Annotated in this window: 20 protein-coding genes; 9 read left to right on the top strand and 11 right to left on the bottom strand. The window is 58.1% G+C overall.

What is annotated here, in order from left to right:
* The first annotated feature begins 45 nt into the window (after positions 1-45).
* Positions 46-1566: an aminoacyl--tRNA ligase-related protein gene (locus tag K0O24_RS05820; protein WP_219894936.1), complete on the top strand. Its 1521-nt coding sequence runs from the start codon at positions 46-48 to the stop codon at positions 1564-1566.
* Between the two features lie 414 nt (positions 1567-1980).
* Positions 1981-2736, top strand: a complete 756-nt coding sequence (locus K0O24_RS05815; RefSeq protein ID WP_219894935.1) for a hypothetical protein — start codon at positions 1981-1983, stop codon at positions 2734-2736.
* Between the two features lie 3 nt (positions 2737-2739).
* Here the strand turns inward: K0O24_RS05815 and grxD are convergent, their stop codons facing one another.
* On the bottom strand, positions 2740-3075 hold the full coding sequence (grxD, locus tag K0O24_RS05810; protein WP_219894934.1) for a Grx4 family monothiol glutaredoxin: 336 nt from the start codon (positions 3073-3075) through the stop codon (positions 2740-2742).
* Between the two features lie 102 nt (positions 3076-3177).
* Between grxD and murA the strand changes: the two genes are divergently transcribed.
* Positions 3178-4461 carry a UDP-N-acetylglucosamine 1-carboxyvinyltransferase gene (gene murA, locus K0O24_RS05805; protein ID WP_219894933.1) on the top strand — a complete coding sequence of 428 codons (1284 nt, stop codon included), beginning with the start codon at positions 3178-3180 and terminating at the stop codon, positions 4459-4461.
* On the opposite strand, the gene K0O24_RS05800 is transcribed toward murA, so the two are convergent.
* A complete protein-coding gene (locus tag K0O24_RS05800) occupies positions 4448-5797 on the bottom strand; it encodes an oxidoreductase family protein (protein WP_219894932.1) in 1350 nt (449 codons plus the stop codon). The two genes, murA and K0O24_RS05800, sit on opposite strands and share 14 nt — an antisense overlap.
* A gap of 192 nt (positions 5798-5989) precedes the next feature.
* Between K0O24_RS05800 and K0O24_RS05795 the strand changes: the two genes are divergently transcribed.
* Positions 5990-7222, top strand: coding sequence for a cytochrome P450 (locus K0O24_RS05795; RefSeq protein ID WP_219894931.1), 1233 nt, complete (start codon positions 5990-5992; stop codon positions 7220-7222).
* Positions 7223-7271: 49 nt separating this feature from the next.
* Here K0O24_RS05795 and K0O24_RS05790 read toward each other — a convergent pair whose 3' ends face one another.
* The 4 genes from K0O24_RS05790 to K0O24_RS05775 form a co-directional block, all read right to left on the bottom strand.
* Positions 7272-7505 (bottom strand): PilZ domain-containing protein, encoded by a 234-nt coding sequence (locus K0O24_RS05790; RefSeq protein ID WP_219894930.1) that lies wholly within the window; start codon positions 7503-7505, stop codon positions 7272-7274.
* A gap of 195 nt (positions 7506-7700) precedes the next feature.
* Positions 7701-8909 carry a DUF445 domain-containing protein gene (locus K0O24_RS05785; RefSeq protein WP_219894929.1) on the bottom strand — a complete coding sequence of 403 codons (1209 nt, stop codon included), beginning with the start codon at positions 8907-8909 and terminating at the stop codon, positions 7701-7703.
* Between the two features lie 74 nt (positions 8910-8983).
* Positions 8984-12148, bottom strand: coding sequence for an efflux RND transporter permease subunit (locus tag K0O24_RS05780; RefSeq protein ID WP_219894928.1), 3165 nt, complete (start codon positions 12146-12148; stop codon positions 8984-8986).
* Between the two features lie 10 nt (positions 12149-12158).
* Positions 12159-13355 (bottom strand): efflux RND transporter periplasmic adaptor subunit, encoded by a 1197-nt coding sequence (locus K0O24_RS05775; protein WP_219894927.1) that lies wholly within the window; start codon positions 13353-13355, stop codon positions 12159-12161.
* A gap of 240 nt (positions 13356-13595) precedes the next feature.
* On the opposite strand from K0O24_RS05775, the gene K0O24_RS05770 reads away from it, so the two are divergent.
* Both K0O24_RS05770 and K0O24_RS05765 read left to right on the top strand, forming a co-directional pair.
* Positions 13596-13853, top strand: coding sequence for a GlsB/YeaQ/YmgE family stress response membrane protein (locus K0O24_RS05770; RefSeq protein ID WP_219894926.1), 258 nt, complete (start codon positions 13596-13598; stop codon positions 13851-13853).
* A gap of 100 nt (positions 13854-13953) precedes the next feature.
* Complete coding sequence (locus K0O24_RS05765) at positions 13954-14664, top strand: SIMPL domain-containing protein (protein WP_219894925.1); 711 nt, start codon at positions 13954-13956, stop codon at positions 14662-14664.
* A 15-nt stretch (positions 14665-14679) separates the two neighbouring features.
* On the opposite strand, the gene K0O24_RS05760 is transcribed toward K0O24_RS05765, so the two are convergent.
* Positions 14680-15882, bottom strand: a complete 1203-nt coding sequence (locus K0O24_RS05760; RefSeq protein WP_219894924.1) for a hypothetical protein — start codon at positions 15880-15882, stop codon at positions 14680-14682.
* A 123-nt stretch (positions 15883-16005) separates the two neighbouring features.
* Between K0O24_RS05760 and K0O24_RS05755 the strand changes: the two genes are divergently transcribed.
* Complete coding sequence (locus K0O24_RS05755; protein ID WP_219894923.1) at positions 16006-17379, top strand: glutamate--cysteine ligase; 1374 nt, start codon at positions 16006-16008, stop codon at positions 17377-17379.
* Positions 17380-17440: 61 nt separating this feature from the next.
* On the opposite strand, the gene K0O24_RS05750 is transcribed toward K0O24_RS05755, so the two are convergent.
* From K0O24_RS05750 to petA, 3 genes are read right to left on the bottom strand one after another with little or no spacing between them, the layout of a single operon-like run.
* On the bottom strand, positions 17441-18262 hold the full coding sequence (locus K0O24_RS05750; RefSeq protein WP_219894922.1) for a cytochrome c1: 822 nt from the start codon (positions 18260-18262) through the stop codon (positions 17441-17443).
* Positions 18263-18276: 14 nt separating this feature from the next.
* A complete protein-coding gene (locus K0O24_RS05745; protein WP_219894921.1) occupies positions 18277-19539 on the bottom strand; it encodes a cytochrome b in 1263 nt (420 codons plus the stop codon).
* Positions 19540-19551: 12 nt separating this feature from the next.
* Positions 19552-20118: a ubiquinol-cytochrome c reductase iron-sulfur subunit gene (petA, locus tag K0O24_RS05740; RefSeq protein ID WP_219894920.1), complete on the bottom strand. Its 567-nt coding sequence runs from the start codon at positions 20116-20118 to the stop codon at positions 19552-19554.
* Between the two features lie 183 nt (positions 20119-20301).
* Between petA and K0O24_RS05735 the strand changes: the two genes are divergently transcribed.
* Together K0O24_RS05735 and hemF are read left to right on the top strand one after the other, a co-directional pair.
* A complete protein-coding gene (locus K0O24_RS05735) occupies positions 20302-20751 on the top strand; it encodes a tRNA (cytidine(34)-2'-O)-methyltransferase (protein WP_219894919.1) in 450 nt (149 codons plus the stop codon).
* Positions 20748-21590: an oxygen-dependent coproporphyrinogen oxidase gene (hemF, locus tag K0O24_RS05730; protein WP_219894918.1), complete on the top strand. Its 843-nt coding sequence runs from the start codon at positions 20748-20750 to the stop codon at positions 21588-21590. Before K0O24_RS05735 ends, hemF begins: the two co-directional genes overlap by 4 nt.
* Here hemF and K0O24_RS05725 read toward each other — a convergent pair.
* Entirely contained in the window at positions 21587-22312 is a 726-nt protein-coding gene (locus K0O24_RS05725) for a hypothetical protein (RefSeq protein WP_219894917.1), read from the bottom strand. The two genes, hemF and K0O24_RS05725, sit on opposite strands and share 4 nt — an antisense overlap.
* Between the last annotated feature and the right edge of the window lie 7 nt (positions 22313-22319).

Raw genomic sequence — 22319 nt, 5'->3', positions numbered from 1 at the left:
CTCTCCCGCTTGCGGGAGCCGCCGGGGGTCGGCATAGGGGCGCGCATGAAGCACGCCCTTTCCATTACCCGAGCCCAGAATTTCGCCGAATGGTATCAGGAGGTCATTGCCGAGGCAGACCTTGCGGAGGAATCGGGCGTGCGCGGCTGCATGGTCATTCGCCCGTGGGGCTATGGCATCTGGGAACGCATCCAGAAGCTGATGGATGCGCAGATCAAGCTTGCGGGTGTCGAAAACTGCTATTTCCCCCTCTTCATTCCCCTGTCCTTCTTCGAAAAGGAGGCGGATCATGTCGAAGGCTTTGCCAAGGAAATGGCTGTCGTCACGCACCACCGCCTGAAATCGATTGACGGGAAGCTCACGCCGGATCCTGACTCAAAGCTGGAAGAACCGCTCGTCGTCCGGCCAACCTCCGAAACCGTGATCGGCGCTGCAATGAGCCGTTGGATCCAGTCATGGCGCGACCTGCCGATGTTGACCAACCAATGGGCCAATGTCGTCCGGTGGGAAATGCGGACGCGCATGTTCCTGCGCACGAGCGAATTTCTCTGGCAGGAAGGCCATACGGCGCATGCCGACAAGGCTGAAGCCATGGCCGAAACATTGCGCGCGCTCGAAATGTATCGCGCCTTTGCCGAAGGCCCGCTGGCGATGCCCGTCGTGGCTGGCGAGAAGCCCGAGAATGAACGCTTCCCGGGTGCCGATGCAACCTATTCCATCGAAGCAATGATGCAGGACGGCAAAGCGCTCCAGGCCGGGACGTCGCACTATCTCGGAACGACCTTCGCGGAAGCCGCTGGCATCCGTTACCAGGACAAGGATGGCGGCCTCCAGCTTTGCCATACGACAAGCTGGGGCGTATCGACACGCATGATCGGCGGCGTCATCATGGTGCACGGCGATGACGATGGCCTGCGCTGCCCACCGCAGATTGCACCGCAGCAGATTGTGATCGTTCCTATGTTGCGCGACAATGACGAGGATGCGGCGGTGATCGACTATGCCCGGGCCCTCGCCAGCGATCTGCGCGGGCTGACCGCCTTTGGAGAGCCGGTTCGTGTGCTCCTTGATACCAAAGCCATCAAGGCCTCCAACAAGCGCTGGGCCTGGGTCAAGAAAGGTGCCCCGCTGATCGTGGAGGTGGGCCCGCGCGACGTGGCTGGCGGCAACGTCGCCGTCATTCGCCGCGATCGCCTCTATACGGATGAGGGCAAGCTGGCATCGGCCATTACGGCGCGGGGCGACTTTGTGGCCGCGGTTTGTGCAATGCTCGAAGATATCCAGTCATCGCTCTATGCTGAAGCCAAGGGTCGACTGGACGCCGGCATTCGGCGTGACGTGACTGATCTGGCAGCGCATTTTGCGGGCGATGAAAAGGTCGTCGGCTGGGTCGAAGTCCAATGGTCAAGACCAACGGGCGACGCGCTCGACGCGATTGTCCAACAGCTGAAGGCCCTGAAGATCACAATGCGCAATGCGCCAATGGATGCTGCGCCTGCAGACGGGCCATGCTTTTTCACTGGAGCCCCGGCCGTTGAACGGATCCTGATCGGGCGGACCTACTGATTGCTGGCTGTCGGGGAATTTTACAAAACGGCCTTGTGGTTAATTTCTCTTCACCACCGAGTCTGGCAGATTTTCGGGATTGGCACGGTTTGGCACGGGGGCTGCATAGTTATTGGCGTTCCCCCAAAGCGTTTTCACGCTTCAGAGTGGCGGGTCGGTTGCTTCCCTGGTCTCGCACCGACCCGCCCTCACCCGGGAAACCTCTCTCCGCTCAGGAATGCCTCCTCGGTTTCGAACAAGGGCAAGCCGGTCATCGCTGGCCCAAACCCGGTCGCCGTTTCATATTATTCCTTTTCGGTTGAGATTATGCTCAGTCGAACTTGGAGACTGCAGCGCTTGACAATCCCGAGCCAATCAACGACTACGTTTGTAGTCGCCATTTGAACAAAGACCATCTGGATGAAATTCGGAACGATGAACCGGCGATTCTTTGTTGCTGGAAGTCTGGCTGCAAGCTGCTCGCAGGCGATGGCGACACCACGTTCAATCAACCGATTAATCGCCCTCAACACGGCCGCGCGTGGCGGGGCGCGACGCATGAATGCGCTCAACTCGATGGCCAGCGTCGTCCGCATCACGGAGCCGGGTTTTACGGTGATTGGTCGTTATCTTGCTGATGCAAGGGGCCAAGTTCGAGTCGATGTCTATAGACAGGGCCGGCGCGTTTTCAGCGAAGGGGTCGACGCAACCGGCGTCTGGGAACTGGCTGCCGGAGACTCGGCACCCAAAGAGGGAAGTGAAAAAGGCAGGCAGGCACTTCTGCACGGCATTGAGTTCAATCTGATTGGCCTCAATCGCATGGCCAGCCGCGGCCATCGGCTGGCCCTGTCATCGCCTCCGTTCGAAGCCGGCCTCTATGGGCTCAAGCTCTCACTGCACGACGGGTTTGAAACACGATTATTCATCAGCCCCAAAAACTGGCAGATCGTCGCGCGACGCGATGAACGAGCCTATCATGTTGACCTCGACCCGACCGTCAAGCGAGTCGAATCGCGCTTTTCGGATTTTCGCAAGAGCGGAGGAATCGTCACTCCATTCCGCAGTCAGGACATTGACCTGGGCACAGGCAAGCAGGTTGGGGAGAGCGAGACGATCAGCATTGATTGGAACATCGCGACGGAGGCGCTGATGGCACGCGACGCGCCCGCGCTGCCTGCGCCGCAGTTTTGACGTCTAGCTGCTAAGCTGGGCAATTCCCTGATCGGCGATTAGCTGGGCAAGTTCGCCGGCTTCGAACATTTCCATCATGATGTCCGACCCGCCAACGAATTCACCCTTCACGTAAAGCTGAGGGATCGTCGGCCAGTCGGAATATTCCTTTATACCGGCGCGGACCTCCGGGTCTTGCAGTACGTCGAAACTCGCGAACTCGACATCCAGATGTTCGAGGATTGCAACGGCCTTGCTCGAAAACCCGCACTGCGGAAAATAAGGTGTGCCCTTCATGAACAGGACGATGTCGCTACCGTTCACGATTTCGCCAATTCGGGCCTGGATTGCGTCGCTCATCGTCATGTCTCCTCGAATGGGGTCGCTGTAAATCTGGGAAGCCCGACACGCAAGGTCAAGTGGGACGCTTGCGATTGGCCGCGCAGGCGGTAAAGGCCGTTCATGGACAGGATCTTGGTTCGCGGCGGCAATCGCCTTTCCGGCACAATCCCGATTTCGGGCGCGAAGAATTCGGCGCTGACGCTGTTGCCGTGTGCGCTGCTCACAGATGAACCCCTGACGCTCAGGAACCTGCCTCGCCTCGCAGATGTCGATAGCTTCGGCCATCTTCTCAACCAGCTTGGCTGTTCGACAATGATCGAAGGCGCGCGGCCAGAGGATTTTGGCCGCGTCATGACATTGCGCGCCGGCAAGGTCACCGCGACGATCGCCCCCTATGACATAGTCCGCAAGATGCGCGCGTCCATCCTGGTACTCGGCCCTTTGCTTGCACGCGCAGGCGAAGCAACAGTCTCGCTGCCCGGTGGCTGTGCGATTGGCAATCGCCCGATCGATCTGCACCTGAAAGCGCTTGAGGCGTTCGGTGCCCAGATGGAGACCACAAGCGGATACGTCACTGCGCGCGCAAAGGACGGCAGGCTTCCGGGAGGCAAGATCATCTTCCCCGTCGTCTCTGTTGGTGCCACCGAGAACGCCCTGATGGCAGCAGCGCGGGCGCGCGGCACCTGCGTCATAGAGAACGCCGCGCGCGAGCCGGAAATTGTCGATCTGTGCAATCTCCTGGTCGCGATGGGCGTCCAGATTGACGGGATCGGCACCGAGACACTGACGATTGAAGGCACCGACCGGCTTCACGGCGCCACCTATCGCGTCATGCCCGATCGGATCGAGGCGGGAAGTTATGCCTGCGCGGTTGGCATTGCCGGCGGCGACGTCGATCTGGTGGGGGCAAATCCGGCTGACATGCAGGCAACACTCGGCGCTCTGCGCGATGCTGGTGTGACAGTCGAAGAGCACAGAAAAGGCATAAGGGTCAGCTCTGACGGCAAACTGGGTCCATTGACGCTTTCCACTGCCCCCTTCCCCGGCTTTGCGACGGATATGCAAGCGCAATTCATGGCGATGCTGACCAAGGCTGGTGGTGCGAGCGTGCTGACCGAGACGATCTTCGAGAACCGCTACATGCACGTGCCCGAACTGGCCCGCATGGGCGCGGACATTCAGGTGCGCGGTCGGTCCGCCGTGGTTCGCGGTGTAGACCGGCTCGTCGGCGCTCCCGTGATGGCAACAGACCTGCGCGCGTCGATGAGCCTGATTATCGCCGGGCTCGTCGCCGAGGGCGAAACCAACGTCCAGCGCGTCTATCACCTCGACCGCGGCTATGAGCGACTGGAGGAAAAGCTTTCGGCAGTAGGCGCCGACATTGAGCGCGTCAGCGACGGCTGATTTCGTCTCCGGCTTGGGCCAGATGGGCTGGCAATTCGGCCCATTCGCCCATACCGGAGGTGTTTTCCGGTAATGCCCGCAATCGTTCGCGCAGGTTGAAAGTGCGAAAAAGCTCGCGCTGATTGCGCCACGTCTTGCGCCACCACATGCGCTGCCGCATTTCCTCAGGTGTGAGGTCGGTCTCGGTCACCCCCTGGCCGCCGAGTTCGACGCGCATTGCCAGTTCGTTGCGAAAGGCTCCGCCCTGATAAAAGGGAACGCCAAAAGCCATATAGTAGCAAAAGTTTACGGTCGCCATCGTCGCAAACTCGTCAACGAACTGTTCATAGCTGTAATTGGGATATGCGCGCGTCTTCGCCATGAAACCGTCGTAGAAGGTACCCAATATCCGCTGCAAATTGTCCTCGGCATAGACCTCTGGTAGCACTGAACCGGAGCACATCAGATAGGCGAGGTCGGACGGCACCGGTCCTCGAAACATCAACTGAAAATCGATGCATAGCCACCCACCGGGATAACTGGAGTGGCCGTCGCAGAAGAAGATGTTGTCGCCGCGCATATCGCCGTGAGACAGAGTGCAAGTCGCGCCGTTGGCAGGATGAGAATTTGCAAAAAATGCATCGGATTTGCGAGCGAAAGCCTCGCTGAATCCGGGGCCGCCAAGACAGGCGTCCCAGGTCGGCGTCCCGACGAGCGGCGAATCCGCCATCGTCGTCACCCAATCGTGGATCTTCACTCCCCCCGGCATCAGCGCCTTGAAATCTGCCAGATTATCGTCCGACGCCCAGAGCGCGACGCCAAGATCATCAAGTTGTGCCGCCTTATCTCCGGAATCCGCACCTTCCCATGCAATGGCGACATCGACCAGACCGGGAACCATCCGCATAGTTTCTTCGAAGTTAAGTTCGGCCTCGTGGATCTTGTGGTCGGCGTAGGCGCAGGCATCCTCCATCACCAAGGCCCAAAGATCCCTTTTTGCATCGAACGCGGCAAGATGCGTTATCGGACGGGGATAGAAACTGTCCGCAGGCATATGGTAACCCTTGATATCCTTGACGAACATCGCGCGGATATTTTCCTTGGGCGCAATTTCGAGTTGAGGCCAAGCCTTGACGACAAATGCGTGCGGCGCATTGGTAGGCTCCTTGTATGTGCACAGTACGCGCTTGATCGCGGAGAAATAGCCAGCGGTCATGCCGACACCCTGTTCCTCCTGCGAAATAACCTCATTGGTCTCAGAAATTGCACCGCTGCGGCGCAGCACCTGGGTCATGAAAGCCGCGTCGACATCGTCGAGTCCCTTTGGCAGGGCAAAACCAAGCGGTTCGTCAGCCATTGCACATCCCCTTCCTCGGCGCGGGAGTTTCTCCCTGCCCGGACGTGGCCTGTGGACGCATACTGTTCCGGAAGTCGGAGCCTAACATGCAGACCATGGATGATCAAACCGGTCGATCGCAGAATTGCTTTGCACTTCGCGCGAACAGGTGCATCCTCTGCGCGCACCGTTCACAGGGGGAAGGGCAAATACATGGCGACCGCATTTCTTGGCGATACCGTCGACCCTCTTGATGTCAGCCGACCAGAACTTTACGCTGAACACCGATGGCATGAGCCGTTCCGTCACCTGCGCAAAGAGGCACCGGTTCACTATACACCAGACAGTGCATTCGGCCCCTATTGGTCAGTGTCCACTTACAAGCCGATTGTCCATGTCGAGGCGCTTCCCGACATCTATTCCTCATCCTGGACCAATGGAGGCGGGATCAGCATTGTTGATCGCGGTGCAGACGAAAAGCCGATGCCCAACTTCATTGCGATGGACCGACCGAAGCACACGGATCAGCGCCGCACTGTCGCACCTGCGTTCACACCAAGCGAAATGGTACGGATGAGCAGCGACATCCGCCAGCGGACAGTCGAGATACTCGACGGACTTCCCTGGGGCGAGCGGTTCGACTGGGTCGATCGCGTGTCGATTGAGCTAACCACGCAGATGCTGGCCATATTGTTCGATTTCCCTTGGGAAGATCGACGCTTGCTGACTTTCTGGTCCGACTGGGCAGGCGATGTCGAAGTGCGCAAGGATCCGGTGAAGAATGCCGAGCGGACGCGGCACCTCCAAGACATGGGGGCCTATTTCAAGACCTTGTGGGATGCAAAGTCAGGCAAAGACCCGACTCCCGACCTGATTTCCATGATGCTCCATTCCGATGCGATGAGCCATATGGATGCCCAGGAATTCATGGGCAATCTGATCCTGCTGATTGTGGGCGGCAATGATACGACGCGCAACACAATGTCCGGCCTGGTTTACGCTTTGAACAAATTCCCGGATCAGCGCAGACTTCTTGAGGGCGACACGGCGCACATCCCGAACAGCGTCGCAGAAGCCATTCGCTGGCAAACGCCGCTTGCGCATATGCGTCGTACCGCACTCGCCGATGCCGAATTGGAAGGTCAGCGCATCCGCAAGGGTGACAAAGTCGTCCTCTGGTACATCTCGGCAAATCGCGACGAGAGTGTGTTTCCCAATGCAGACAATTTCCTAGTCACACGAGAGAATGCGCGGCGCCACCTCTCGTTCGGCTATGGCATACACCGCTGCGTCGGCGCACGACTTGCCGAGTTGCAAGTCACAATCCTGCTTGAGGAAATGGCCCGGCGCCGGATGCGCGTCAACGTTTGCGAAGAGCCCGTCCGCGTCGCGCAAAGCTTCGTCAACGGCTACAAATCGATGTTAGTGGAGTTGGAGCGTTACTGAGCGCGCACAGGATCAGTCAAATGAAGCGACATCATGCCGCGACATGCCTCTAATTGAGATCGACGGATCTTTGCGCGTCCGCGATTATTTCCAGAGACTGGGCATAAAGGGCGGGATGAAGCCGGACGTCAAATGTGCATCCGATCATATTGTCCAGTTCCCAGGTAACCTTGGCTGGCATTGCCGCCAGCCCCGGCAATTTGAGCCAGACCGAGTCGCCCAGCGCGAGCTTGTTCGGCCAATCGGTGCGAAAGCCACGCGATGACAGATTATCAAGTTTCACTGACTCGCTTCCGCGCCCTGCTCTCAAGAACGGACGTTTCGGATCCGTGCCTGTAGCACCCGACAGCGGAGGGCTGAGTGGTCCCGACAGAGCCAAGGGCTCGGGGTGGTGGTTCGCCATTGTATCAATCCTCTGTGACGCCTTACGTTAACCATCACAGCCTGAATTGGTTCCCAATCGTATCGGGAAACCATCTTAAAGCACGACGTCCAACGCATGCAGTCCGAGCCCGACCAGCCCGCCGACCAGCGTGCCATTGATCCGAATATATTGCAGGTCGCGCCCGACTGCATTTTCCACCCGGTCCGTTACACGACTGGCATCCCAGCCACGGACGGTGTCCGAGACCAGCCGAACGATATTGTCCCCATAGCTCGCTGTCGCTCCAACAGTTGCCCGGCGGGCAAAGCGGTTGATCGTATCGCGGAGCGCATCGTCTTGTTGCAGGGTTGTGCCGAGTTGGCGCAGTGCCTCTCCGAACCTGCCTGCCATGGCCTTGTCCGGATCGCGGGCGGCCCTGAGCAGCGCGCTTCGTGCCTGTTGCCACAGCCCATCAATCCAGCGCTGCATGGCGGGATTATCGACAATCTCATCCTTCAGCCTGGCCACCTTTGCCTGCATCTCCGGATCATATTGAAGATCATGGCCAAGATCGGCCAGCATCTCGTTCACCCGGATACGAAGCGGATGATCGGGATAATCCGCCATGTCGTAGAGCAGCTTGTTCAGACCGGTTATCAGGGCATCCGCGACATTCTCGTCAAGCCCCGTCCAGCGGAGGATGCGCCCGGCCCGTTCGTGGACCATGTCGCGAATAATCTCCTCATTGGAAGCGACGATCAAGGAGGCACGATTGATTATGCCGTCAAGCAAGGGAATATGGCGTCCATCAGCCATCGCGGCTTCGAGAGACTGGCCAAGCAGCGGGGAAACTTCCAGTGCGCGGATGCGACTGGCAATTGCGCCCTTGGCCATGCCGCCCAACCGGTCGTCGTCCAGCGCTTCAAGTATGTCTGCCAGCAGCCGTGATGCGCCTTCCCGCAGACGCCCGGCCCCGCCATGATCGGGATCTGCAAGGAATCGTCCTGCCGCTGCGGCCACATCCATGTGCCGCATCCGGCGTGCAACGACGGCAGGCGTCAGGAAATTATCCTTGAGGAATTGGGCGAGCGTCTCACCAATCCGGTTCTTGTTCCTGGGAATGATGGCCGTGTGCGGAATGGGCAGGCCGAGGGGGTGACGGAACAACGCCGTCACGGCAAACCAGTCCGCAAGCCCGCCAACCATCGCGGCTTCTGCAAAGGCCTTCACAAATCCGATCGCGGGATGCAGATCGACGAAGGCGCGTGCAAGGAGGTAGACAGCCGCCATGCCCAAAAGCATGCCAGTGGCCACGCGCTTCATGCCTGTCGCCCCGTTCTGGACTGGAAACCGGACGGGCGCTTTGAAGAGGGTGTGACGTTCGACCGCTATTGACGCTACTCTGCGGGTTCGATTGCGTGATCCGCACGCGGATGGAACCGGCCAGCCACACGTTTCCAGAAGCCCTTGGCCAACAGGCGCGGTGGTCGGGCAGGTTGCTCTCCTTCACCGCCTGTTGTCAGCCAGTAAGACATCCAGGGCCCGATGCGTGCTTCGGCACCCACAGCCAGGCTGAATGTTGCAGGCACAATCAGGAGTGTCAGCAAGGTTGAAACAATAAGTCCGCCGATCACGGTGATGCCCATGGGTTGGGAGAAACTGCCATCTCCGGAAAGAGCCGCGGCGGTCGGGATCATGCCAGCGACCATCGCCACTGTTGTCATCACGATCGGCTGCGCGCGCTTGTGGCCCGCATCCATGATGGCCGTGAATTTGTCGACACCCTTGTCCATTTCCTCAAGCGCAAAATCGACCAGAAGGATCGAATTCTTGGCGACAATGCCGAACAGCATCAGCATGCCGATCAGGACCGGCATCGAGATCGGCATCCCCGCGAGCTTCAGAGCCAGCACACCACCAAGCGGGGCGAGCAGCAGCGACCCCATGTTGACCAACGGCGGAATGAAGCGGCGATACAGCAACACGAGGACGGCAAAGACAGACGATACCCCAGTTATAAGGGCGATCAGGAAGTTCTTGACCATCTCTTCCTGCCATTTGGCCTGTCCTAGCGTCAGCCTGGTGACGCCCGACGGCAGGTTCGCCATGGCTGGCAAGGCATCGATCTTCTTGTTTGCCTCGCTCGTCACATACGGTTTGCCCGTATCCGGGTTGACGGCCAGATCGGCGCCAATCGAAATCCGGCGGTTCTGGTTCGTACGCTGGATGGTTGTTGGCCCGGCGCCAAAGCTGATTTCTGCCACGGTCTTGAGCGGGACTGAACCGCCCGTCGAGGTCGGGACCGGCAGATTCTCGACCGTCGCCAGCGAGCGGCGGGAATCCTCAGACAGAGCAACACGAATGGGCACCTGGCGATCAGACAAGGAGAACTTCGCGCTGTTCTGATCTATATCGCCGATGGTTGCGATACGGATCGTCTGCGAGAGTGCCGCAGTTGTCACGCCCATGGATGCAGCAAGGTCGCTGCGCGGCTTGATCGTGATTTCAGGTCGTTGCAGATCGCCATTGATGCGCGGAGCGACAATTTCCTTCACATCATTCATTTGCTCGGTAATCTTGCGAGCCGTCGCCAGCAATTTATCCGGATCGCTGCCGCCAAGCGTGATTGTGATGTCGCGCCCCGAAAAACCGCCATTTTGCGACTGGAACGTCACGCGCGCATCCGGAATTTCCTGAAAGCGCTTGGCCCATTGCTTTTCGAACTGATCGCTTGTGTAGTCGCGCTCGTGTGGGAGCCTCAGATAGACGCTCGCCTTCGCCGGATTGACATCCGCAAAGGCCTTCACGCCGGGCGCGTCTTCTTTCAGCATGCGCTGAATCCTGTCAGTTACATCACGCGTCTGCTTGAGCGTGGAACCCGGCACCATTTCGACGCGCACGGAGCTATAGTCAAAATCAAGCGTCGGCTGGAAGGTGAACGGTAGTGACGCAATCGTGGCGCCTGTCATGACAAGCGAGAGAAAGCCCGCAAAGACGATCCAGCGGCGATGACCAAGCGACCAGCGGAGCACTTTCATGTAATTGTCCATTAGCCAGCCTTCGCCATGCGACGCTTCGCCTTGTGCCTTCAGGAAATAGGCCGCGACCATTGGAGTAATCATGCGCGCCACACCAAGGCTCATCAGAACCGCAGCGACGACGGTAAATCCGAAATTCTTGAAAAACTGGCCGGAAACGCCGGGCATCAGACCGACGGGCAAGAAGACTGCGACGATTGAGAAGGTGGTGGCGACCACCGCCAGTCCGATTTCATCGGCGGCGTCGATCGCGGCCTGATAGGCCGTTTTGCCCATGCGCATGTGGCGCACGATATTTTCGATTTCAACAATCGCATCGTCGACGAGCACGCCCGCAACAAGGCTCAGCGCGAGCATCGAGATGGTGTTGAGGCTGAAGCCGAGCAAATCCATGAACCAGAAGGTGGGAATGGCCGAAAGCGGAATCGCGATAGCCGATATCAGGGTCGCCCGCCGATCGCGCAGGAACAGGAAGACCACCAGCACGGCAAGGACTGCTCCCTCGACCATCGAGGTTAGCGAGCTCTTATATTGGGCCTTGGTATAGTCGACAGACGTGTAGAGTTCAGTGAATTTGATCCGCGGATTTTCCTTATGGATCTTCGCCAGCTCTTCCTGAACCGCTTCATAGACCTTTACGTCCGACGCCCCCTTTGCGCGCTGGATCGAAAAGGACAAGACCTGCCGCCCGTCCATCGTGCCCAGCTGACGCTGTTCGCCATAAAGGTCTCGCACTTCGGCAATACTTGAAAGCTTGACTGTCCGACCGCCGCCTATGGCAATATCGGTATCACCAAGCTGGTATGCATCGCGGGCATTGCCAAGAACGCGCAGCGATTGCTCTGAACCTGCAATTTCAGTCCTGCCGCCCGCTGCATTCACGTTGACCTGGCGGAGTTGCGCATTGACCTGGGCTGCCGTGATGCCAAGCGACTGCAGCCTCGCGGGATCAAGAATTACGCGAATCTCGCGGCTTACACCACCGCCACGCGACACCACTGCCATTCCCGGAATGCCCTGCAGGCGCTTGATCACCACATCGTCGACATACCAACTCAGTTGCTCCAGCGTCATGTCCACCGCTTCGGCTGAGATATAGGCAATCGGATTGCCCGAGGTATCTTCACGCTCGACCTGCGGCTCAAGAATGCCGTCAGGCAAGTCACTGCGAACCTTGGTCAGGGCATCGCGGATGTCGTTCACACCGCGGTCAATGTCCGTACCGAGCGCAAACTGGACAAAGGTGGAGGACGTGCCTTCACGTACGGAAGAATTGATTTCCTCGACACCGTTGATTGAACGCAGCGATGCTTCGACAATCTGGGTTACCTGCTTTTCGAGTTCCGGCGGCGCCGCACCCGGCTGAACAATCACAACCATGGCGGCCGGAAACTCGATGTCCGGATTGTCGTTGACGTCCAGCCTAGAAAAACTCACCACGCCGGCCAGCAGCAAGGCAATGAAAAGGACGATGGGCGGCACCGGGTTGCGGATGCACCAAGCCGATATGTTGCGAAAGTTCATGCCCGTTGCCTTACTTCGTCGCCTTGGCCCGTTCGGGTATGACCGTTTCCCCGGGGTTGAGGAAAGCGCCCGCTGTCAGGACAACGCGTTCCTTGCCGGACAGGCCAGACGTCACCGGTATGCCCGCGCTGGTAACAGATCCGACCTTGACGTCGCGCCGCTCGACCTTGTTACCTTTGCCAACGATCAAAACGAAATTGCCCTTTTCGTCGCTTTGAACCGCTGACTCGGGCAATAAAGGTGCCTGAATGGTGCCGCTCACGATTTCCGCCGTCGCAAAGCCGCCGGGACGCAGGGCCTTGTCATAGGCAAGTGCGATGCGGGCTACCCCCTGTCGCGCCTGAGGATCGATAACAGGCGAAAGCTGCCAAATGTGCCCGGTAAAAGTTGTGGGTGTCCCGACTGGCGTCACCGTGGCTGCAAATCCCTCGCGCATTCTGGCAAGATCGCCTTCGGCCAATTGGGCTTTCAGTTCCATTTCGCCGTCGCGGGCAAGGCGAAACAGGACGCCGGAACCTGCACCGACGACCTGTCCGGGTTCGACTGCTCGCGTCAGAACGAGGCCCGATGCAGGTGCGCGAACGTCCAGCCGGCCAACACGAGCCCGGCCGGCACCAAACTGCGCCTGAGCGACGGCAACCCGTGCTCGGGCCGCATCGCGGGTTGCTGTCTTGCGATCAAGATCGGCCTTGGAAATGAAACCACGCGCAACAAGCGCGCTTGCCCGATCGAGTTCCGACTGCGCCAGACGTGCGTCGGCTTGTGCCACAGCAATATTCGCTGCCAATTGATTGACCTCTTGCGACTGCACCGATCGTTCAATCGAAGCCAGGACCTGGCCTTGCCTGACCCAATCGCCCGGCTCGACCCAGACGTGCGAAACCATGCCGCCTTCGCCGACCACACCGACCGGCATTTCACGCCGAGCGCCCAAGGATCCGGTTGCGGTAATCACGTTTGTTACGCTTGTCTGGCCAGGCACAACGACAGTCACACGCGGCACCTGCTTGTTCGCAGCACTGTTAGCCCCCGCGCCGCCAGCAGAGTTTCCCCCACGTCCAAACATCACATAAGCGGCAACGATCGCAAGCACGAGCAGTACGCCGACAATAATCAGATTGCGGCGCTTGCGGCGCGCAGCAATGTCCTCATCCGTCAGATAATCGACGTCGGATGATTGATGCGAGATGCTTGATTCGTAATTCATAATATTCCGCTTTCAGGCCTGGCGCACAGGCATTGCCCTTTGGTAGGAGACTGTATTATCCTAATAAGTCACCGACCTCAAGTCTGATTGCGGCACGCCATCCCTCGGCCACTGGGTGTCTTTGCTGCATTTTGTTGCAGTGCGCAATAGATTTCAAGCATTTCCGCCGAAAATCGGGCCGCACTTGCCGTCGGTGAACCTGCCGTTTACCCTGCCGATCTTCTTGGAGGGAGACGTCTCATGGGCGGCATAATTGGCTGGATAATTTTTGGAGCCATAGCGGGCGCGCTGGGCAAACTTGTCATGCCGGGCAAGGATCCGGGCGGATTCGTTATCACGACACTGCTTGGCATTGCGGGCTCTGTGGGTGCCAATTACGCGGCGCCGATAGTCGGGCTTTCTGCAGAGGGAAGCACAATCAAGGAACTGGCTTATGCAATCGTCGGTGTTGTCATCCTGCTCGCACTTTATCGGATGCTGAAAGGCCGTGCGACCTGAGCGCAGTCTGTTCAGGAAACGTGCAGGCCGCAAGATGCTATGAGGCGCTGCCCGCCCCAATGGTTCGGGGCAGGGCGCAGTCAGCAATGGAGGATCGACAATGAAGACGGGTTTGGGCGCTGCGATGATGGCAGCCGTTTGCATGGTGCCAGCCGCCGCGAGCGCCGAGATATCGCAGACACCGATCTCCGGCACGCGCCTTGACGTGACGGCTCGGGGTGATGTGCTGCGTGTTCCGGATATTGCCGTCATCAGCGCGGGTGTCACCACGACTGCTGCCGATGCAGCCAGCGCCATGCGTGACAATGCGGGCCGCATGAGCCGCGTACTTGCGGCCCTCAAAAAGGCCGGCGTTGCTGACAAGGATATCACGACATCCTCGATCAATCTTTCCCCGCAGTACCGCTATGTCGAGAATCAGCCGCCGGTTATCGTCGGATACCAGGCATCGAACCAGGTGACCGTAAGGTTTCGCGATATCGCGCGATCGGGCGCCATCCTTGATGTGCTCGTCAAGGAAGGATCAAATCAGATCAGCGGGCCAATGCTGACGATAGATAAGCCCGAGGCGGCACAGGATGAGGCGCGCACCGCTGCAATCAAGGCGGCGCGGGCTCGGGCCAGCCTTTACGCATCAGCCCTGGGGATGAAAGTCGTAAGGATCGTTTCGATCAGCGAATCGGAAGGCTATTCAGGCGGTCCGGTTCCGGTGATGGCCATGCGCAGCATGGATTCAGCGGCAAAGACTGAAATCATGCCCGGCGAGCAGGCGATCAGTGTCAATGTCTCCGTCGTGTTCGAACTGCAATAGCCGCCAATCCGGGCGCTATTTTACGCGCGCGCGAAACTTGACTGAAAAGCTCGAATTTGCGGCCATCGTGCCTTGGGGGCTCAGTCTTATGGCATTGACGGCAGTGTCATAGCCGGCTGAGGGTGTGTAACCATAGCTGGCGCCACCGTTGTTTGAGTAGGCAAGATCGGACGCCGCAAAAGTGAGGCCGCTGGCTCCGGCAACAAACTCGAAATTTGTCGCAAGAGGTCCGCTGTCGTCGATATCGCCATTATAGAAAGTCATGGTGGTGGGAAGCGGATCTGTCAGCACGACTGTTCCCAAATCAACCGGACTTGAGTTCGAATTGGAAACCGACAGCGTGTAGATTATGTCAGCGCCCGGAATGTTGAACCGGTTCGGGTCAGCGCCATTTGTCGAAAAGGGTGCCGATGTCTTGGTCACCGTCAAGGATGGCATAGGGCAGAAGCTGATCGCCTGAATGCCGATTGCCTGTTGCCCGGTTGTATTTTCCCCCGACGTATAGGGATAATTGCCATAGCGGATTTCGACCTGGGTCACCGGTTGTGCGAAGCTCGCCGATATCGTGCCTGTGGTCGCATTATTCCCGCTGGTGCTGGTGCCGCCGCTCTGCCTGACAGTCAGCGAAAAGGGGGTCGAGACGGCACCAACAACCTGGCTGGAACTTGCGTTGGAATGCGGTCCGGCCGCCGTGTTGTTGGTGCCGAACGGCGTTGTCAGCGAAGGATCATAGTTTGCCGCGCCGTTGATGCCATTGACCTGGAGCCAGTCGCGGAACTGGTTGGACGTAAAATCCATGTCATTGAGCTGGACAGAAAAGTCCCGAATCGGAGTCGGGAACGTAAAACGCGTCACGACGACCCTGGAGTTGGCAGAAACGTCGGCAGTTCGCCCTGTAAATATCCCGCCCACCACAAGATTTCGTGCTGCGACACCATCGGTTATCAGCCCGCTGATCGCGGGCATTTGCGCTCCGCCTGCCACAGTCGAGGACATGCCATTGGTAAACCAGCTGACCGTAAAGGTCTGGTTTCCGAGTGCAGTGCTCGTCGCTGTGTAGGTGTAGCTGTTTGCATAATTGAGCGTCGCAGCAGCCTGACTGGCGAAGCTGAAATTATATTGGTTGGCCGCCGAGCAAGAAGCGTCTGCAACGCCCGGCAGCGCAGTGCAGCAGATGACGGCCAGCAGCATTTTCGTGACAGTCTTTGCACACTGCATATTGGAAACCCATTCAAGACGAGAACGGCAATAGAGATGTTTGGTTAAGGCCGGGTAACCAATGGCGCGCATTGGATCGAAACAGGGTTTCCATGCGCAACTGATTCCGCCTAAACGAGCACGATGAGCACACGCACGACTTCCGACAAGATCGACCCCGTCATCGAATCACGCGCCGATATGATTGGCGTATTTGCCGGTGGGGAAAAGCCGCCCGAACGCTGGCGCATTGGTACCGAACACGAAAAATTCGTCTACCGAACCAGCGATCACAGCGCTCCATCCTATGACGCACCGGACGGTATTCGTAACCTTCTCATGGCATTGACCCGCTATGGCTGGGAACCGGTAATGGAGGGTGACAATGTCATCGCCTTGTCGGGCGCTGACGGCGCCATCAGTCTCGAGCCAGCCGGGCAGCTCGAGCTTTCGGGCGCCCCCCTTGAAAACATCCACCAGACTTGCGCCGAAACAGGACGGCATTTGAAGCAAGTAAAGGAAGTTGGCGCCGAACTTGGCCTTGGCTTTCTCGGCCTTGGCATGTGGCCAGACAAGACCCGGGCAGAACTGCCGATCATGCCAAAGGGCCGTTATGCCATCATGCTGCGGCATATGCCGCGCGTCGGGACAATGGGGTTGGACATGATGCTGCGCACGTGCACCATCCAGACCAATCTGGATTATGCGTCCGAAGCAGATATGGTGAAGAAGTTCCGGGTCAGCCTGGCCCTGCAACCCCTTGGAACAGCGCTCTTTGCCAATTCGCCTTTCACTGAAGGCAAGCCGAACGGATTTCTTTCATATCGCAGCAATATCTGGACGGATACCGATCCGCATCGCACTGGCATGCTGCCGTTCGTGTTCGAAGATGGCTTTGGCTATGAACGCTATGCTGACTATATGCTCGACGTACCGATGTATTTTGTTTTCCGCGACGGCAAGTATATCGATGCTGCAGGATTGAGTTTCCGGGACTTTCTCGAAGGAAAACTCTCCGTGCTGCCGGGCGAGCGCCCGACCGTCGGAGACTGGAATGATCATCTTTCGACTGCCTTTCCGGAAGTCCGCCTCAAGAGTTTCCTCGAAATGCGAGGCAGTGACGGTGGCCCCTGGAACCGGATCTGCGCCTTGCCGGCGCTCTGGGTCGGGTTGCTTTATGACCAGGGCGCACTCGATGCCGCCTGGGACCTAGTCAAGAACTGGTCGATCGAAGACCACCAGAAGATTCGTGATGCAGTACCCAAAGAAGGACTGTGTACAGTGATGCCGGATGGCCGAACCATGCAGGACCTCGGCAAACAGGTTCTCGACATTGCACGCAGCGGCTTGAATGCGCGTGGCCAAGTCAATTCAATGGGCGACAATGAAAGCGGGTTTCTCAACCCGCTTCAGGACATTGTCGATTCGGGAATGTCCCCCGCTCACCAGTTGCTCGAAAAATTCAACCGTGAGTGGAAGGGAGACCTTGGCCGCGTCTATGACGAACTGAGCTTCTGATCGCTCTGTTGACGGCAACACCCGCCACCCTGACACAGGTTCAGGGTGGCCGGTTTCGCTATCAATGTTCTTTGTTGGCCCAGATCGCCTGGTAGCTTCCCCAGCAGAGCCCGGCAAAGATCAGCAGGAAGACAATCGCGGCAATGCCCGCGCGGTGCCGCTGCTCAAGCTTGGGTTCGGCAGTCCAGATCAGGAATGTCGAAACGTCCTTGGCCATCTGGTCGACGGTCGGCTTCGGTGATCCTTCCCCATAGGTAACCTGGCCATCGCTCACGAGTGGCGGTGCCATCGAAAGGTTCAGGTTGGCAAAATAGGGGTTATAGTGCAGCCCCGGGCCGGGCAGGGAATCCTTGGGCAGGTTCGCGGGAGGGTCCTGGAACCCTGTAAGCAAAGAGTAGATATAGGCTGGACCGCCTTCACGCGCCTTTGCCATCAACGAAAGATCTGGCGGAGCTGCATTGTTGTTTGCAGCACGCGCAGCCGTTTCGTTGGCAAATGGCGGCGGGAACTTGTCAGACGGCAGGTTCTTGCGCGTGGCAGCTTCTCCTGTGTCCGGATTGATCGTCGGCTGCTCCTGAGTCCACTCAGCGGCAATCGTCTTGATCTGGCCCGGCGTGTAACCAATGCCCGTCAAATCGCCGAAGGAAACCAAGCGGAGCGAGTGACAGGCGGAACAGACTTCCTTGTAAACCTGAAAGCCACGCTGAAGCTGGGCATGGTCAAACTTTCCAAGGGGTCCATCTGTCGTGAACGAGACTTCCTTGGGTTCCTTGTGAAACCGTTCGGACACAGACTTTTCAGTGGCCTCACGCGGCATCAAAGCGGCGACGAGAAGCGCCGCCACAAAACCCAGGCCGCCCAGAAAGGCAATGATACGGATCATGGTCTATAGCCCCCTTAAGCCGCTTTGTGCTTTGCCAGAACCGCCTCGGTGATCGAGTTCGGCAGTGGCAGCGGACGCTCAATCCGCGAAACGATCGGCAAGATGATCAGGAAATGCGCAAAATAATAGGCAGCCGCGATCTGGCCCATCCGGACCCATGGTTCCGCTGCCGGCTTCATCCCGCAAATACCCAGGATGACAATGTCGATCATCAAGATCCAGAAAAACCACTTGTATAGCGGGCGATAGGTTGTCGAGCGCACTGGCGACTTGTCCAGCCATGGCAGGATGAACAGCAACAGGATCGACGCGAACATGGCAATCACGCCCCACAGCTTCGCTGGCACCCACAGAAAGTTGACCGTGAACGCACGAAGGATCGCGTAGAATGGCCAGAAATACCATTCAGGAACGATGTGCGCTGGCGTCGAAAGCGGGTTGGCCGGCACATAGTTGACCGGCTCACCCAGCATGTTTGGCGCAAAGAACAGAAGCGTGGCGAACACGATCAGGAAGATCGCCAGCCCAAAGCCATCCTTGGCCGTATAATAGGGATGAAACGGTACCGTGTCCTGCTCGTCCTTCACTTCGACACCAGTCGGGTTTGACGACCCGGGAATGTGCAGCGCCCAGATGTGAAGGATGATCACCGCAGCGATGACAAACGGCAACAGGTAGTGCAGCGAGAAGAAGCGGTTCAGGGCAGCATTGTCAGGCGCGAAACCGCCGAGCAGCCATTGGCGGATCGGCTCTCCCACCACCGGAATGGCCGAGAAAAAGCCCGTGATGACCTGTGCGCCCCAGAAACTCATCTGCCCCCAAGGAAGGACATAACCCATGAACGCTGTCGCCATCATCAAAAGGAAGATCACAACGCCCAAAAGCCAAACCATCTCACGCGGTGCCTTGTAGGACCCGAAATAGAGTCCTCGGAAGATATGCAAATACACCACGATGAAGAACATCGTGGCGCCATTCGCGTGCGCGTAACGCAGGAACCAGCCCGCATTGACATCACGCATAATGTGTTCGACCGAATCGAACGCCACTGCGCCGTTCGCCGCATAGTGCATCGCGAGGACAACACCCGTCACGATCTGTATGACAAGCGCCGCGCCGGCAAGCACGCCAAAATTCCAGAAATAATTCAGGTTCCGCGGAACCGGATAGCCCGCACCAATGGCGCTGTAGACCAGACGCGGGAGCGGGAGTTTTTGATCCATCCACTGCATGAAGGGATGGGTCGGCTCATATTGCTTAGCCCAGGGGAAGCTCATGTTCTTCTATCCTCAACCGATCTGGACGACAGTGTCTGACGTGAACGCATATTCGGGCACGACGAGGTTCTTCGGTGCCGGGCCCTTACGTATACGCGCGGCCGTATCATAGTGTGAACCATGGCATGGGCAGAAATATCCGCCGAAATCGCCACGCACTTCACCTTCTGCAGCACCCAGCGGGACGCAACCGAGATGCGTGCACACCCCAAGCGTGATCAGCCAGTTTTCCTTGCCCGGCTTGGTACGCTCATCAAGCGTTTGCGGGTCGCGCAAACTGGCAACATCAACCTTCTTCGCGCTTTCAATCTCGGCAGGGGTCAGGTTGCGAATGAAGATCGGCTGCTTGCGCCAGCTGGTCTTGATCGCCTGGCCGGGCTGGATTGCGGACAGATCGACTTCAATCGATGCAAGCGCCAGCACATCGGCCGACGGATTCATTTGATTGATCAGTGGCAACGCAACTGCGACCACTCCGACACCTGCAAAGCTTACCGCCGCGATGTTGATGAAATCCCGACGCCTGACGCCATCTTCCATCCCCGCATTGGCTGATGGATCAGTTTCGACCACTGCCATGAGATAACCTGCCCTTTTTCCACTCTTCAGACAGCAATTCCATTGGCACCGGCCTTTGAAACTGCGAACCCCTGTCGTCCGAGAATGGACGATTGGCGTGGCCAATAGCGGCTTGCTCCCAAGTTGCAAACAGCCAATTTGTGGTTCTTGTGCACATTATGAAAACTCCCCTATTTCAGCGCAATGCGGATCGCCCTTTACCAGCCTGAAATACCCGGCAACGTTGGAGCCATCCTCCGACTCGCGGCCTGTTTTTCGGCCGGGGTCGACATCATCGAACCGTGCGGGTTCATCTTTTCGGACACCCGGCTCAAGCGTGCGGGGATGGATTACATCTCGCATGTCAAGTTTGTCCGTCACCGGGACTGGGCTGCCTTTTGCGAAGCGCTGACCGGGCGCCTGATCCTCCTTTCAAGCAAGGCGCAGACGCGGCATACCGATTTTGAGTTTGCGAGCGACGATACATTGTTGATGGGACAGGAAAGCGCAGGTGTCCCCGACACCGTTCGTGAGAGATGTGACGCGCAAGTTCGCATTCCACTCAATCCCGCGGTTAGGTCCTTGAACATTTCGGTTGCGACAGGCATCGCGCTGTCGGAAGCCCTTCGCCAGACAGGAAATTTGCCTGCATGATTACGCTAGACGCCCAGCAAGCCGCCGCCCGCCAATGGTTCGAAAGCCTGCGCGACCGAATCTGTTCGGCCTTCGAATCGATTGAGCGGGAGGCCGGCAGCGAAGCAAGCTTCGCCTATACCCCCTGGAATCGGGACAATGACCCGGACGCCGCGGGAGGCGGCGGAGTCCAAGGCGTCATGAAGGGACGCGTGTTCGAAAAGGTCGGTGTCAATGTTTCGACTGTAGGCGGGGCCTTTTCAGGCGAATTCGCAAAGACAATTCACGGCGCCGAAGACAATCCCCAGTTTTTCGCAACGGGAATCAGTCTCGTTGCACATATGGCGAATCCCCATGTTCCAGCGGTTCACATGAATACGCGTTTCCTGGTTACCCAGAAGCGCTGGTTCGGAGGTGGCGCGGATCTCAACCCTCCCATCCCCTATGCGGAAGATACGGCTGACTTCCATGCCAGGCTGAAGCGGGCCTGCGACCCCCATGGAGCCGACTATTACGAACGATTCAAAAAGTGGGCGGACGACTATTTCTGGTTGCCGCATCGCAACGTCCACCGCGGCGTTGGCGGGATATTCTATGATCACCTGGAAGGCGATTTCGACGCCAATTTCGCATTGACGCGCGACGTAGGCGAGGCTTTTCTCGATATCTTCCCGGCGATTGTCAGGCGGCGAATGAACATGGCGTTCACGGATTCAGACAAGGCAAAGCAGCTGGAATGGCGTGGTCGCTATGCCGAATTCAACCTCGTCTACGACAGGGGAACATTGTTCGGGCTCAAGACAGGCGGAAACATCGACGCCATCCTGATGAGCCTGCCTCCCGTGGCAACCTGGAGCTAATTCGAAAGGGTCTGCTGCCGATACAGGGCCGCACCCACCAGCAGCAGGAGCAACGCCGTTGTTGCGCCGATCGCCGACCGGAGCAAGGCCAGGACTTCTCCCAGCACGTCTTTGGGAAGGACAAGGCTAAACACAATTCCGAAGACCGCATTTGCTGCTGACGCAACGATGATTGCGACAACCACAATCAAGGCAACAAATCCTGCAATGCGCCAGCCATTTCCAGCGGAGAGCGCAAAGGATCGGCCGATCGCTCTGAAGGGATTGCCGATCCGTTCAGCCATCTGTGCGGGGGCCGCCAGCATCAGCCGTCCGATCAGATAGACTCCCGGCACCAGAAGTAGCAGCAGGCCCGAAACGATCATGAACTGTGTCAACCAGTTGAGAATGATAACACCGGGAAGCAGCCTGAAACCGCTTTTCAAGGCATCGCCAACAGTTAGTCGACGAGGGTCAAGAAGCAGAGACAATATCGCCGCCGACCCCAGCCAGACTGGCAGGTTGCATAGCATCAGCACGATGGCATTCTGCTGATAATATTCCTCCATCTGTCGCAGACCATTCAAGTCAAACGCCTTGATGTTCGGCGGTGGAGCAAAGAGCAGCTCGGCGAAATTCGGCAGCAGCAGGAATGCGCCCGCCAAAACTGCCAGAACACTCGCGTTGGTCTTGGTGATGGCAACCAGGTCCGCCCAGGCGGCATCGAAGGAGAGCTTGTACATGACAAAC

The organism is Aquisediminimonas profunda (genome assembly GCF_019443285.1).
Lineage (GTDB): Bacteria > Pseudomonadota > Alphaproteobacteria > Sphingomonadales > Sphingomonadaceae > Aquisediminimonas > Aquisediminimonas profunda.
This window is presented reverse-complemented; position numbering and strand designations above follow the sequence as displayed.

Excerpts from the sequence above, each read along its gene's own strand:
- K0O24_RS05820 (WP_219894936.1), top strand. The coding sequence starts at position 46 with ATGAAGCACGCCCTTTCCATTACCCGAGCCCAGAATTTCGCCGAATGG.
- K0O24_RS05815 (WP_219894935.1), top strand. The coding sequence starts at position 1,981 with ATGAACCGGCGATTCTTTGTTGCTGGAAGTCTGGCTGCAAGCTGCTCG.
- grxD (WP_219894934.1), bottom strand. The coding sequence starts at position 3,075 with ATGAGCGACGCAATCCAGGCCCGAATTGGCGAAATCGTGAACGGTAGC.
- murA (WP_219894933.1), top strand. The coding sequence starts at position 3,178 with ATGGACAGGATCTTGGTTCGCGGCGGCAATCGCCTTTCCGGCACAATC.
- K0O24_RS05800 (WP_219894932.1), bottom strand. The coding sequence starts at position 5,797 with ATGGCTGACGAACCGCTTGGTTTTGCCCTGCCAAAGGGACTCGACGAT.
- K0O24_RS05795 (WP_219894931.1), top strand. The coding sequence starts at position 5,990 with ATGGCGACCGCATTTCTTGGCGATACCGTCGACCCTCTTGATGTCAGC.
- K0O24_RS05785 (WP_219894929.1), bottom strand. The coding sequence starts at position 8,909 with ATGAAGCGCGTGGCCACTGGCATGCTTTTGGGCATGGCGGCTGTCTAC.
- K0O24_RS05780 (WP_219894928.1), bottom strand. The coding sequence starts at position 12,148 with ATGAACTTTCGCAACATATCGGCTTGGTGCATCCGCAACCCGGTGCCG.
- K0O24_RS05775 (WP_219894927.1), bottom strand. The coding sequence starts at position 13,355 with ATGAATTACGAATCAAGCATCTCGCATCAATCATCCGACGTCGATTAT.
- K0O24_RS05770 (WP_219894926.1), top strand. The coding sequence starts at position 13,596 with ATGGGCGGCATAATTGGCTGGATAATTTTTGGAGCCATAGCGGGCGCG.
- K0O24_RS05765 (WP_219894925.1), top strand. The coding sequence starts at position 13,954 with ATGAAGACGGGTTTGGGCGCTGCGATGATGGCAGCCGTTTGCATGGTG.
- K0O24_RS05760 (WP_219894924.1), bottom strand. The coding sequence starts at position 15,882 with ATGCAGTGTGCAAAGACTGTCACGAAAATGCTGCTGGCCGTCATCTGC.
- K0O24_RS05755 (WP_219894923.1), top strand. The coding sequence starts at position 16,006 with ATGAGCACACGCACGACTTCCGACAAGATCGACCCCGTCATCGAATCA.
- K0O24_RS05750 (WP_219894922.1), bottom strand. The coding sequence starts at position 18,262 with ATGATCCGTATCATTGCCTTTCTGGGCGGCCTGGGTTTTGTGGCGGCG.
- K0O24_RS05745 (WP_219894921.1), bottom strand. The coding sequence starts at position 19,539 with ATGAGCTTCCCCTGGGCTAAGCAATATGAGCCGACCCATCCCTTCATG.
- petA (WP_219894920.1), bottom strand. The coding sequence starts at position 20,118 with ATGGCAGTGGTCGAAACTGATCCATCAGCCAATGCGGGGATGGAAGAT.
- K0O24_RS05735 (WP_219894919.1), top strand. The coding sequence starts at position 20,302 with ATGCGGATCGCCCTTTACCAGCCTGAAATACCCGGCAACGTTGGAGCC.
- hemF (WP_219894918.1), top strand. The coding sequence starts at position 20,748 with ATGATTACGCTAGACGCCCAGCAAGCCGCCGCCCGCCAATGGTTCGAA.
- K0O24_RS05725 (WP_219894917.1), bottom strand. The coding sequence starts at position 22,312 with ATGTACAAGCTCTCCTTCGATGCCGCCTGGGCGGACCTGGTTGCCATC.